Here is a 13,401-nt window from a genome sequence, read left to right on the forward strand (position 1 = left end):
ATGTCTCTACAACAGTCTGACCACTTTCGCATCGCCGTGCGAAAATTTGGCCCTTTCGAAACCATGCTTCAAAAGACGTGGGATGAATACTGCAGCCATTCAGGCTGCCGCCTCGCCGGAGAACTGGTTGCGCTCGACCTTCATCCTTTGCACCAAACCCTGCTAACGGATGGCGGCCTGAAAAACGGAGACTGGGACGTGGCTCATATCAGTACCGACTGGTTGTATGAAGCGTATAACAGCGGTTCGCTCGAAGACCTGGCGCCTTACTTGGGCAATGTCCCGCCCGAAGACTTTCCTCACGGCTGGAGCGAGTCTTTACTCGGCCTCCAGCAGTTCGGCGGCACGATTGGAGCCTTACCTTTTCATGACGGCCCGGAGTGCCTTATTTACCGCAAGGACCTTTTTGGCGACCCGCGGGAGCAGGAGATTTTTTTTAAACTTTACGGAAAGAAACTGGCGCCGCCAGTAACCTGGGAGGAGTTCAGGGACATTGCGCGTTTTTTTAACCGGCCGGGCGAGCAACGGTATGGCGCCGTGTTCGCCTGTTTCCCCGACGGCCACAATACCGTATTTGATTTCAGCCTGCAAGTTTGGACACGCGGCGGATCCCTCGTTAATAGGCTCGGCCAAATAGATATAGACACCCCGGAAGCTGCCGAAGGGCTGAAGTTTTACCGCGACATGGTGAACGACGTATCGGCGGTCCATCCCGGCTCGGCGGGCTTTGATTCGGTGGCAGCCGGCGCCGCATTTGCCCGTGGCGAAGCCGCCATGATGGTAAACTGGTTTGGATTTGCGTCGGTTTGCGAAGTTTCAGAAACATCGCAGGTAAAGGGAAAGGTTGATATCACCAACGTCCCCGCCGCCATGCCGCACGAAACTGCCTCGTTAAATGTTTATTGGCTTTACGCGATCGGGTCCGGGAGCCGCCATAAGCAAACGGCTTATGATTTTATCCGCTTCGCGTTAAGCAAAACAAACGACAGGCTGCTCACCCTGGAAGGTGGCATTGGCTGCCGCATTTCTACCTGGACCGACCCGGAGATCAATCAGCTGATCCCATACTACCATAAGCTGGAGGAATTACACCGGCACGCACGCACGCTGCCGCTTAAAGATAACTGGAATGCCATTGCCGCTGTAATTGATGAAGTGGTGCTCGAAGCCACCGGCACGCAAAAACCAATTAACCAGCTCCTGGCCCGGGGCCAGGGAAAGATCCTGTCACTTAATAAGGCTTAGCGAATGGAATTATTATATAAACCGCTCTTACCGAGGACACCGCTCCCCATCGTAATTATAGGCGCAGGCGGAATTGTAGGCGATGCGCATTTACCCGCCTACCAGCAGGCTGGTTTCACCGTACATGGCATTACGAACCGCACACGTGAAAAGGCCGAAGCACTTGCCGGCAGGTTCGGGATCCAAAACGTGTATTCTTCGGTAAATGAAGCCGTAAATCATGCACCAGGTAATGCAGTATATGATATTACCATTATGCCCCAACAGTTCCTGGAAACGCTGAACCAATTGCCGGACGGGAGCGGGGTGCTGATCCAGAAGCCGATGGGCGATTACTTTAGCCAGAGCAAAGAGATCCTGGAGGTTTGCCGCAAAAAGAACCTTGCCGCCGCCGTTAACTGCCAGCTGCGTTTTGCGCCGTTCGTGAGCGCAGCCCGGCACATGATCGAGCGCGGCATGATCGGCGAGCTGTATGATATGGAGGTGCGCGTGACGGTGAAAACCCCGTGGGAATTGTTTCCGCATGTAATGGTCCACCCACGGTTGGAGATCCAGTATCATAGCATCCATTACATCGACCTGGTGCGCTCGTTCCTTGGCGATCCGCGGAACGTGATGGCTAAAACACTCAAACATCCTGCTAAAACGCTTTCTTCATCGCGCTCTACTATTTTGTTCGACTACGGGGATACCATACACGCCGTGATCAATACCAACCACGACCACGATTTTGGTCCGCATAACCAGGAAAGCTACATTAAATGGGAGGGGACAAAAGGCGCCATCAAGGCTAAAATGGGCCTGCTGATGGATTATCCGCATGGCGTGCCGGATCATTTTGAATATTGTATCCGCAATGATCACGAGCCACCCGAATGGGAAACTGCAGCGCTCGAAGGCTCGTGGTTCCCCGATGCGTTTGCCGGCACCATGAGCAGCCTGATGCGGTACAAGAACGGCGAGTCCAATCTATTGCCTACCCATGTAGAAGACGTCATAAAAACGATGGCCGTAGTAGAAGCGGCGTATAATTCGAGCGACAGCGGCGGTACGCCGATAAATTATGGATCAAGCAACTAAGCGATGTATTTTAAATCTACTTTCTTCGAAGATTACACGATAAATGATAAACGGGTTACCCTTGGCCGTACCGTCACGGAGACCGATTTCGTAGTACACGCAGGCCATACCGGCGATTTCTTTCCCCACCACCTCGATGCGGAGTGGTGTAAAACGCAGCCCTTCGGGCAGCGTATCGCCCATGGCACCATGATCTTTGCCATCGGTATCGGGCTAACCGCCTCCGAGATCAACCCGGAAGCTTTTTCGAAAGGATACGACCGGCTGCGCTTCGTAAAACCGGTTTTTGTAGGCGATACGATCCATTCGGAAGTAACGATTTCCGAAAAATCGGAAGCAAAAAAACCGGGATATGGTACCGTAACGGAACATGTGGAAGTAATTAACCAGCATGGCGAAGTGGTACTGGTATGCGATCACTTGCTGGTTGTTAAAAAATCATGATATGAAAGCCTCCAACAACGTTTACCTGGTTCCTTTCATTCTCGTTACGAGCCTGTTTTTCCTTTGGGGAATGGTGCACAACCTCGATGGCATTCTGATCCCCCACCTTAAAAAAGCCTGTCAGCTGAACAACCGGCAATCGACACTGGTGGATACCGCCATTTTCCTGGCTTATTTTATCATGGCCATCCCGGCAGGGCTGTTACTGAAAAAGTGGGGATATAAGATCAGCATCGTAACGGGACTGGTGATCGCCGCCGCCGGCGCAGCGCTGTTTGTACCTGCAGCCAACCAGCGTGCATACGAAATGTTTCTCGGGGCCCTGTTTATTATCGGGTGCGGGATCGCCATCCTCGAAACTGCTGCAAACCCGTATACCGAAGCACTGGGCGCGCCTGAAACAGCCACCATCCGCATGAACCTGGCCGCGTCTTTTAACGGTCTGGCTGCAGCCGTAGCGCCGATCGTGGGCAGTATATTCATTTTCTCGGGAAAGAACTACACAACTGAACGATTACAGGCGATGTCGGACGCAACGCGGAACGACTACCTGTTTACGGAAGCGGCATCTGTAAAACTGCCGTACCTGGTTTTAAGCGGCGCACTGTTATTGGTGGCGCTACTGTTTTATCTCACCAGGATCCCGGAGATCAAACCAGCCGAAGATCTCGCAGTGCCAAAAGGAAATCTTTTCTCCGTACTTCGTAATAAGCACGTTTCGTGGGCAGTAGTCGCACAATTCTTTTATGTGGGTGCGCAGGTTTGTGTCACCAGTTTCTTTATCCGCATGGCGGAACAGGGCGCCGGTATGGATGAGAAAACAGCGGCCTGGTACTTGTCTGTTTATGGTACGTTGTTCATGACCGGGCGATTTGCGGGCACTTTCCTGCTTCGTTTTACCACGCCGCAACGCTTGCTGTTTATTTACGCGCTGGCTTCCATCGTGCTTTGCGCGATCGCGATCCTGGGCGACGGCGCTTATGTGATCTACGCACTCGGCGGATTAGGGTTTTTTATGTCGATCATGTTCCCGACTATCTTCTCGCTTGGAATTAAAGGTTTGAATGAAGACGCTAAACCGGCCTCCTCATGGCTCATTATGGCAATAGTGGGCGGAGCGGTATTGCCATACCTGATGGGCACGATGATCGACCTCAACCACGACCTTATCCAGCCGGGTTATACAATACCACTTATTTGCTATGCCGTTATCCTGTTCTTCGCATGGCGGGGATACAAGGTAAAAACGGTGTAAATTCATCGTTACTTTCGTCGCAATATTGGCTTACGGTTGTCGCTAATTCGCTGGGTGTGATCGCTTTCATAATCTTCGTTTAAAACAAGGAAGTATACTCACGGTTAATATCAGGTATCGTTAAACCTGATGATAAACCGAAAAAAATACTTCCGGGCAGGACCAGCAAGACTGTTGCTGCTGCTGTTGATCGGCCTGGGCAGCGCGGCATTTGCACAGGATAGCCTGAAAACGTCTCCCGTTAGCTGGGACCTTGATGCATGCCTCCGCTACGCGAGAGAAAATAATATCCGGCTGAACAACCTCCGCCTTACGCGGCAGATCAGTGAGCAAGAGCTGCTGCTGGCAAAGTCGGCCGTATTACCCGACCTGTATGGCTCCGCCTCGCAATCGCTCGACTATTCCGGGAGACGTACTAACGGAAGCGCGATCGGTGTTTCCGGCGCTTATGGTGTCAACTCAAACTGGACACTTTATCGCGGCGGTTTCTTGAGAACAGATATCCGTCAGAAAGATCTCCTGCTGCAGTCGTCGGAACTAAACGTACAGGCCGGCGAAAACGACATCACGCTCCAGATCACGCAGGCTTACCTGAACATCCTGGTCGACAAAGAATCGGTGATCTATGCCGGCGACCTGGTAAATACTTCGACGGCGCAATTGGAACAGGCCCGCCGCAGGTTCGAGGCCGGTAGCGTGGCACGTAAAGACGTTGCCCAGTTTGAAGCACAACTCGCTAACGACCGGTATATGCTAACCACGTCGCAAAATGCGGAGAGGCAAGACAAACTTACGCTGAAGCAGATTCTTCAATTGCCCACGGAATATACTTTCGACGTGGTAAAGCCCGATACCATCCTTGCCGCCGCCGCGGTTCCGCCCGTACGGCAGGTCCAGCAGTTTGCGCTCAACAATCGCCCGGAAGTAAAAAGCAGCGAGTTGGGCGTACAGGTATCTGAGCTGGGGCTACGCAAAGCACAAACCGGTTATCTCCCTTCCATTAGCGTAGGCGCGGGACTGGGGACCAGCTACGCCAACGGCACGGGCTTCGGTGCTTTCCGGCAGTTCGACCGTAACTTCTCACAATCACTTGGCATTAATTTATCAGTGCCACTTTTCACGAAAAGACTAAATAAAACAAATGTCGCGGAAGCGAAAATCACCATCGAGCAAGCCACGCTTTCTTTAAAAGATACGAAAACGACGTTGAGCCAGGCGGTAGAACAATCCTATCTCAACGTAATAAATGCCGGCGACCAGTTTAACGCAGCTGCGGAACAATTAAAATATACACGCGAAGTGTACCGGATCGCAAGTGAAGAGCTGCGCCTCGGAGCCGCCAATATCGTGGACTTTTACCAGCAGCGAAACCTCTACATACAGGCGATGCAACGGTACATCCAGGCTAAGTACAACGCGGCCCTTTCAACAAAAATATACGAATTCTATTCCGGTGTACCGGTTAAACTATAATGGCATGACCCGAAAAAAAACAATCACCTATATTGTGATCACGCTGGTGGTACTGGCACTGGCCTGGTGGTTTTTTATACACAAAAAAGAAGAGCCCGTAAAGCTGGAAACCGAGAAGGCAGAAATAGGCTACATCTCTGAAAGCGTTACGGCCACAGGTAAGATCCAGCCGGTGGACACCGTGCAGGTAGGTACCCAGGTTTCGGGCACGATCGCCAGGATCTATACCGACTTTAACGCGACTGTAAAAAAAGGACAGCTGCTTGCCGAATTAGATAAGTTATTGCTCCAGGCGGCCGTCGACCAGATCAAAGCCAATCTTACCCAGTCGGAAAGTAATCTCACCTACCAGGCGGGCAACTTCAACCGCCAGAAACAGCTATTTGAGACAGGTTCCATCAGCCGGGCAGATTATGAGATCGCTCAAAATACTTTTAACGCAGCCAAAGCGAATGTGAACAGCGTAAAAGCTCAGTTAAGGTCGGCGCAGCGAAACCTTTCATTTACAGAGATCTATTCACCGATTGACGGGGTGGTGTTAAACAAAAATGTGAACATCGGGCAAACGGTGGCCGCGAGCTTCAGCACACCCACGTTATTCACCCTGGCGAAAGATATTACCAAAATGCAGGTGCAGGCCAACGTCGACGAAGCAGACATAGGCAACATCCGCGAGGGGTTAAGGGCTAGTTTCACCGTAGATGCTTTTCTCGAAGATGAGTTTAGCGGTACCGTGCGCGAGATCAGGCTGCGGCCCTCCGTTTCATCAAACGTAGTTACTTACACCACGCTCATCGATGCCCAGAATGACGACAAAAAGCTAAAACCAGGTATGACCGCCAACATTGCCATTTACACGAAGGAGGTCGACAGCGCGTTGCTGATCCCGGCACGGGCTATTAAATTCCACCCGGATTCTTCCCTCAGCAAGCAATACACCCTGGTGCCCGACACTTCCATGAGCAGAAAAGGGAAGAAGGGCATGGGTGCAGGCGCCGGCAGGCCGGGCGGAAAAACCCGGGGCAAATCATCAGGATCAGACGGCGACCGGGCTTCGGTATGGGTGCTGCAGGGCGAAAAACTGGTGCAAAAAAAGATCAGGACAGGGCTAAACGACAATACCAAGATCGAGGTGCTTGAAGGGCTTTCCGCGACAGACATCGTGGTAACCGGTTCTACCGCACCGGCAGGTAAGAAAACACAGCAGGGACAGGCATCCAGCCCTTTCATGCCACAACGTCGGGGAAGATGAGCAAGAAGATCCTGGAAATACACGATGTAAAGCGCGAGTTTAAAATGGGCACAGAAGTGGTACGCGCGCTGAAAGGGGTCTCGTTCAATGTGGAGGCAGGGGAGTTCATTACCATCATGGGAAGCAGCGGCTCGGGTAAAACCACCCTCCTTAACATGCTAGGTTGCCTCGATAAACCCACGTCAGGCTCGTACTTATTGGATGGCGTCGACATCAAAGGGCTCTCGCGCGACGAGCTGGCCCGTCTCCGGAACCATAAGATCGGCTTCGTATTCCAGGCGTATAACCTGCTGCCCCGTACTTCGGCGCTCGAAAACGTGGAGCTTCCCCTGCTTTATAATGCAGCGATCAGCACGAAAGAAAGAAAAGAGCGCGCAATTAATGCCCTGAAAGCCGTAAAGCTCGACGGCAGGTTTGACCATACGCCCAATCAGCTATCCGGCGGGCAGCAGCAGCGGGTGGCCATTGCACGCGCACTGGTGAATGAACCGGTAATGATCCTGGCGGATGAGGCTACCGGGAACCTCGACACACGTACCTCCTACGAGATCATGGCGCTGATGCAGGAATTGAACCAGCAGCAGGGAAAAACCATCGTATTTGTGACACATGAGCCCGACATTGCGGCTTTCAGCAGCCGGACCGTAATGCTGCGCGACGGGAAAGTGCAAAAGGATACCGCTAATACAAACAGGAAATCGGCAAGAGAATTACTTGATTCGTTACCGGAAACAGACGACTACTAAATTAAGTTATGAACATTTTCAACCTCATCCGACTCGCATTAAGGGCCTTACAGCGTAACAAGCTGCGCGCCTTATTAACAATGCTTGGAATCATCATTGGTGTGGCGGCAGTGATCACGATGATGTCCATCGGGGAGGGCTCCAAGCAAAGTATCCAAAGCTCGTTATCGAACATGGGCTCTAACATGATCACTATCTCGCCGCAAAGCAACCAGCAAGGCGGCGCACGCACGCAGGGCAGCAGCATCCAGACCCTTACGATAGATGATGTTAAAGCGCTGAAACGCGACGCTACCAAGATCAGTGCCCTTTCGCCCGCGGTATCGTCGAGCGGCCAAACGATCAAAGGCGCATTAAACTGGCCGACAACTATACAGGGAGTGGCCCCGGAGTACCTCGATATCCGCAAGCTCTCTGTAAAAGAAGGGATCATGTTCTCGGACGATGCCGTACGGTCGTCAGCAAAAGTATGCCTGCTGGGTCAGACCGTTGTAGATAACCTGTTCTCCGCCGGCGAAGACCCGGTAGGGCAGACCATCCGCTTTAACCGGATCCCGTTCCAAGTGATCGGGGTGTTGTCGCCCAAGGGGCAAAGCAGCTTCGGCCAGGACCAGGACGATATTATCCTTGCGCCCTATACCACCGTTCAGAAACGGATCCTTTCGCGGATCTATTTCTCCAACGTCTATGCATCCGCAATCAATGAAGATGCCTCCGAAGCCGCTACCCAGGAGGTCACCAGCATCCTGCGTGAAAGTCACCGGCTGCGGGATTCGGATGAGGACGATTTCCGCGTACGTACACAGGCGGAACTCATCCAGACATTGGGATCTACCAGCAGCATGATGACCACCCTACTTACGGCGGTGGCCGGCATCTCCCTGGTGATAGGGGGTATCGGCATCATGAATATCATGTACGTATCGGTAACCGAACGTACCCGTGAAATCGGCCTGAGGATGTCTATCGGTGCACGCGGAACCGATATCCTTCTTCAATTCCTGATTGAAGCGATCATGATCAGTATTACCGGCGGCGTGATCGGTGTGTTGCTCGGCGTATCGTCGTCGATGATCGTATCCTCTACGTTAAACTGGCCGACGGTGATCTCGCGATCGTCCATCTTGCTGTCCTTCATCGTATGCGCGATCACTGGTATCTTCTTTGGCTATTACCCGGCACAGAAGGCTTCTAGACTCGACCCGATCGAAGCGCTCAGGTACGAGTAGCATCGTTTGCCGGTCTTTTTCGCCAGTAGTTGGCGAGGATAGATCCCGAGATATTCATCCATGGGCTGAATACTGCGGCCGCGAGGCCTACGGTGCCAAGCTTCCCCATACTTCCGGCAAGACCCGAAGCCATACCACCATTCTGGAGGCCGACCTCAAAGGCGATTGTGCGGGATGAGTTGACGTCCATGCCGAATGCCCTTCCCAGCCAGTAACCGAAAAAATACCCGGCTGCATTGTGAAAAACCGATGCGAGGAACAGGATCATCCCTACGGTTAACAGGTCGTCGTGACCCGCCGCAGTTGTCACCGTGGTAAAGTAAACGATACCGAACATGGAAACATACGGCATCAGGTCGTCCAGCTTACGAAAACGTGTCGAGCACCAGTGATACAGCGCTCCGGCAGCTACCGCTCCCGCAAGGAAGCCGAAGATTTCCGCGGAATGGACTGCCGGCTCCGAAAGATTGGCGGATAAAGTTTCCCACAATCCTAACGGCAAGAAAATCAGCCATATTACGCACCCGGATAAGATAGCGCCAAAGATCTTAACACTTTTTGGCGATGCTGTTTTCAGGTAATCGTGCAATAAAGCAGCGCCGATGGGCACCAATACGATCTTAATGATCTCCAGCATCATATTCAGGAATTTCACTTCGAGAAGCGTACCGGCCAGGATCTTCATTAAGAACGGGGTCAGGAACGGTGCAGCAAGAGTGGCCATGGCGGTAACGGTAACAGAAAGCACCAGGTTCGCACGGGCGATGTACACCATCACGTTCGAGGCTAGCCCGCTTGAACAGGAGCCTATCAGGATAACGCCGGCGGCGATCTCGGGCTGGAAATGGAAAATGCGGGTGAGACCGAAACCTACCAGCGGCATGATGGTAAAATGGCATAAAAGGCCGATCAGTACGCCACGCCCGGTTTGCGCCAGGCCGGAAAAATCGCGCAGGCTCATTTGAATCCCCATACCGAACATCACCAGCTGCACGATCACCAGGATGAGCCACTTATTCCTCAGATCAAACGGGCCCCATTTCAGGAAGGCGCCGGGATATGTCATCCCGACGACCACCGCTACGATGATCCAGGCGGTATACTGGTAGCTTTTTAGTGCCGGAAGCGCCCAGATCCCGATCGCCGTAAAAACCGCGATGGCCACTCCCGAAGCCTGTATAGTGGGGGTATGCCCGGTAAAAATCCCGCCGAAAAAGATAAGCAGCAGCGCTGCCGCCAAAATGAGGCATAACTTCCGGAATGCATTCATGGTGGCTATAAAATTGTTTTCAGGTGTTGGATCGCCAATGCGGGACTTGCCAGGATGGGAACACGTTTCGCCGCCTCCCCAAGCTGGTCGACCACACGTGCCATTGATGCTTGTGCGAGCACAATGACATCGACCTGGTCCGACAGTTGTTTGAGTGCTGCCGAAACCATTTCATCGTGCTTTGCAGGATTTCCGCCCATCAGGGCTTCGAAAGCGCCTTCGCATAACACGGATGTGAGTTCGATTTCCTTCGCGACGGCCGATGCCCGGCGTTTAACCAGGTCGCTGGTAGGCCCCAGGGTGCTAGGCAGCGTAGCGATCACGCCGATGCGTTTTCCCGTTTGAACAGCGAGGTCGGCCATTGGCTGGTCAACACGCAGCACAGGGACCCGGGTCAATGATGCAGATGCTTCTACGGCAGCTCCGATGGAGGAACAAGTAACCAGGATCAGATCCGCACCGGCCAGCTCTGCCGAACCGACATGATCTACCACCCGGCGTGAGGTAAGGCTGGTAAGCTCGTTACGCGTAATCACATCTTTGATCAGGCTGTCATCTACGATATTAAATACGTTGATGCCCGGCAGATGCTCGCTGCATAGTTGTTGAAACACCGGAACAAGCGTAGCGGAAGTATGGATCAGTCCAAGAGTTTTCATTTGTTTTAGGTTAATCAGGTTATATTTTTCCGTTCAATATGTCTATAAAGTAATGATCTCCACCTACTTGTCCGCCTTTAAAAACCACCTCTTTACCGTCAAGCGGCGATCCCGGCGCGTACGCCTTGCATAAAGGTGCACCGGGCGACAAAGGCGCGATCATTTCCACCGCCTCAATTCCCATCGCCCTGGCGGCGAAGCTGGAGGTATCACCGCCGGCGATCACGATCCGGCTAACATCACCATGTTGTACGACCGCACGGGCTATATTACCCAGCACGGTACCATAAATACGTGAAGTATGTGATTTCGGGATACCCCGGCTGGCGAAAAGTGCACGGGAACGCGCGATCCGGTCGTCGTCAATTCCTTTACTGGTATGTACGATTACGCTGGTTCCGTTCTTCAGCCACCCGGCGATCTTTAAACCGGGCACATTTACAGCCTGTGGGTCATCCGTCAACATTTCCGCAGGCTCCAGCGATATCTCGGCAAACCCGGATTGAACGGCCGTGCCGATCTGGCGGGCGGTAACCGGTGAACAGCTGCCGGAAATTACCAGGATCGCTTTCTGTGCTGCAGGGTTGGGCCAGTAAACGGGAGGAGTAAGCATACCTCTCGACGTCCAATATTTTCCCAGTGCCATTTCAATGCCCGATGAACCTACTGAAAAAAAAGGCTGCCGGCTATCTTCAGCTTCCTGGTCTATCACTTCGCCGGTCACGCGGAGCTGATCATCGTACAACCCGTCAAAAAGAATAATCCTGTGGCCTGCCTTAAGCCGGGCGTCAATCAGCCCGCGCACTTCATGGGTTTGCTTCCCAAGATCCAGTATATCTACCAGGCCGATCTTCTTCCCGGTTTGTTTGCCCAGGTGCACACGCAGATCGGCCTCGTCTGCCGGCGTTACCGGGTGGTTTTTCATTGAAGGATGCCGGTCGAGCCGGAAGATCTCGCCGGCACTTCCAATTCCCACGCTTGCGAACAGGTTTCCAAACACGCAATACCTGCCCAGCGTAGGCGCCGCCACCAGCAGTGGCACATACCTTCCGGGAAACAAGGCGGTTCCGGTCTCGATCGCCGTACCTATATTCCCTATAGCAGGCGACGAGTCGAACGTAGAACACACCTTATAATGGATATGCCGCGCGCCGGTTTGCCGCATTTTCCAGAATGCGGAGCTGAGCTCGCTTGCCATATCTTCCGGTTCCAGCGAACGGCTGAGTCCCGCAACGCCGAATGCCCGGATACCTGGATAGTTACGCAGCGTTTCAGCCGAAGGCGGCGTAATAAACAGCACGGTGCGTACGCCCGACCGGCTCAGCATCTCCATCGCATCGGTCGACCCGGTAAAATCGTCACCGTAATACCCCAGTAAAAGTTGCGTACTACTTTGCATTATTTAGTGCCAAACTTTTCGACAGAGCGCCCGAAAGCAGGGTAGGTTTTTGCCGCTTCTTCCACCGACAAGCCATCGACCGCCGCTTTCCATGCCTGCCTCACCGCCTCCACGCCGGAAGAAGGGCCGTCCGGGTGCGCCATAATACCGCCGCCCGCCATATAAAGAAGGTCGATGGTTTTTGTCCGGCGGTAAGTTTCCGGCGCCTGGCCTCCCCATTGCCCGGAGGATACGACGGGCATGATCGAAAAGCCGCCCAGCATAGGCTCGAGGCAAGCCATTATGGAGCGCACCACCGAATCGTCGGACTCCCAGAACTTATTTTGAATGCCGTTTACGTGGATCTGGTCTACACCGGCCAGCCGCCAAAGCTTTTGATAGGCAGGGAACCCGATCCCCAGCAATGGATGCCGGTTGAGCATTCCCCAACCGTTCCGGTGCCCGTGTATGGCTAGTTCTCCCTGGTCGCAGATCTTTTTAGTACCCGAAAGCCCCACACTATTCAGGCTGATCATGGCGCAGTTGCCACCGGCCGCCAGGATATGTTCGTAGCGATACATCATCTCATCGATTTCGCCGCTGATATTGAAAGCGTACATCACCTCTTTCCCGGTCCGGTCGGCGTGGTGGTTAAGCACGCGCATAACGGCGTTCACCCGGTCTTCGAACAACGAATTGGCGGAAGAAGAAAGCAGCTCATCGTCCTTAATAAAATCGATGCCGGCCGTTACCAGGGTCGATACCAGCGTGGCGGTTTCCGAGGGCGTTAAGCCGATACTTGGTTTAATGATGGTACCGATCAGCGGACGGCCGGTAACCCCGGTTAACCTGCGGCAGCCCTCGATGCCAAAACGCGGGCCCGGAAAATGATCCGCGTAAGAGGGGGGAACATCCAGTTCCATCAATTTCAGACCCGTGAACTGGGTAAGCTCGTACAAGTTCCCCTGAAGCGTAGAAACCAGCACCGGGAGGTTATAACCAAAATTTTCAATCGACCAGGAGACTTTAATGATGGCCCGGTGGTAAAGCCCGGTTCCGGCGGCGCTCCCTGGGATGGCAGGCTCAGTAACCGCTTCGAGTAATTCGACGGATTCTACCCGGGCCGCAAAACGCGCTTTTAATGCTTCGGTTTCACCGGGAACGGCTACAAAAGTGCCCGACGACTGTTCGCCCGCAAGAATAGCGGCGGCTTTTTCTATCGCTATCGGTGTCTCAATAAAATAGGTGGCAATGATCCTTTCCATCAAATTTCCTGGCTAAATTGGTTGTGCCGGGAAAGTTAACTGTTTTAGCAATTGGCCGTTAACGTTAGGATAACATCATACATTAGTTTGAAAAAATGGTATAAT

12 protein-coding genes are annotated in these 13,401 nt (G+C 53.0%); 8 read left to right on the forward strand and 4 right to left on the reverse strand.

The window, feature by feature from the left end; all coding sequences use genetic code 11:
* From GS398_RS07905 to GS398_RS07940, 8 genes are all read left to right on the forward strand, one after another.
* Nucleotides 1-1,245 (forward strand): extracellular solute-binding protein, encoded by a 1,245-nt coding sequence (locus GS398_RS07905; RefSeq protein WP_160906227.1) that lies wholly within the window; start codon nt 1-3, stop codon nt 1,243-1,245.
* Between the two features lie 3 nt (nt 1,246-1,248).
* A complete protein-coding gene (locus GS398_RS07910) occupies nt 1,249-2,325 on the forward strand; it encodes a Gfo/Idh/MocA family protein (RefSeq protein ID WP_160906228.1) in 1,077 nt (358 codons plus the stop codon).
* 3 nt (nt 2,326-2,328) lie between these two features.
* Nucleotides 2,329-2,769 (forward strand): MaoC family dehydratase, encoded by a 441-nt coding sequence (locus GS398_RS07915; RefSeq protein ID WP_160906229.1) that lies wholly within the window; start codon nt 2,329-2,331, stop codon nt 2,767-2,769.
* A 1-nt stretch (nt 2,770) separates the two neighbouring features.
* Nucleotides 2,771-4,024 (forward strand): L-fucose:H+ symporter permease, encoded by a 1,254-nt coding sequence (gene fucP, locus GS398_RS07920; protein WP_160906230.1) that lies wholly within the window; start codon nt 2,771-2,773, stop codon nt 4,022-4,024.
* Nucleotides 4,025-4,153: 129 nt separating this feature from the next.
* Nucleotides 4,154-5,497, forward strand: coding sequence for a TolC family protein (locus tag GS398_RS07925; RefSeq protein WP_160906231.1), 1,344 nt, complete (start codon nt 4,154-4,156; stop codon nt 5,495-5,497).
* Between the two features lie 4 nt (nt 5,498-5,501).
* On the forward strand, nt 5,502-6,749 hold the full coding sequence (locus GS398_RS07930; RefSeq protein ID WP_160906232.1) for an efflux RND transporter periplasmic adaptor subunit: 1,248 nt from the start codon (nt 5,502-5,504) through the stop codon (nt 6,747-6,749).
* On the forward strand, nt 6,746-7,495 hold the full coding sequence (locus GS398_RS07935) for an ABC transporter ATP-binding protein (protein ID WP_160906233.1): 750 nt from the start codon (nt 6,746-6,748) through the stop codon (nt 7,493-7,495). The genes GS398_RS07930 and GS398_RS07935 overlap by 4 nt, the downstream gene beginning before the upstream one ends.
* Before the next feature lie 80 nt (nt 7,496-7,575).
* Entirely contained in the window at nt 7,576-8,724 is a 1,149-nt protein-coding gene (locus GS398_RS07940) for an ABC transporter permease (RefSeq protein ID WP_369410243.1), read from the forward strand.
* On the opposite strand, the gene GS398_RS07945 is transcribed toward GS398_RS07940, so the two are convergent.
* Genes GS398_RS07945 through GS398_RS07960 form a run of 4 tightly spaced genes read right to left on the reverse strand, consistent with a single transcriptional unit; the run spans nt 8,711 to nt 13,296 of the window.
* The gene (locus tag GS398_RS07945) at nt 8,711-9,994 is read right to left on the reverse strand and encodes a bile acid:sodium symporter family protein (RefSeq protein WP_160906235.1); all 1,284 of its coding nucleotides are present in this window, start codon (nt 9,992-9,994) and stop codon (nt 8,711-8,713) included. The genes GS398_RS07940 and GS398_RS07945 overlap by 14 nt on opposite strands.
* A gap of 5 nt (nt 9,995-9,999) precedes the next feature.
* Nucleotides 10,000-10,653, reverse strand: coding sequence for an aspartate/glutamate racemase family protein (locus GS398_RS07950; protein ID WP_160906236.1), 654 nt, complete (start codon nt 10,651-10,653; stop codon nt 10,000-10,002).
* 19 nt (nt 10,654-10,672) lie between these two features.
* Nucleotides 10,673-12,052, reverse strand: a complete 1,380-nt coding sequence (locus GS398_RS07955; protein ID WP_160906237.1) for a four-carbon acid sugar kinase family protein — start codon at nt 12,050-12,052, stop codon at nt 10,673-10,675.
* On the reverse strand, nt 12,052-13,296 hold the full coding sequence (locus GS398_RS07960) for a ribulose-bisphosphate carboxylase large subunit family protein (RefSeq protein ID WP_160906238.1): 1,245 nt from the start codon (nt 13,294-13,296) through the stop codon (nt 12,052-12,054). Before GS398_RS07960 ends, GS398_RS07955 begins: the two co-directional genes overlap by 1 nt.
* Nucleotides 13,297-13,401: the final 105 nt, after the last annotated feature.

It is taken from the genome of Hufsiella ginkgonis, assembly GCF_009834915.1.
Classification (GTDB): Bacteria; Bacteroidota; Bacteroidia; order Sphingobacteriales; family Sphingobacteriaceae; genus Hufsiella; species Hufsiella ginkgonis.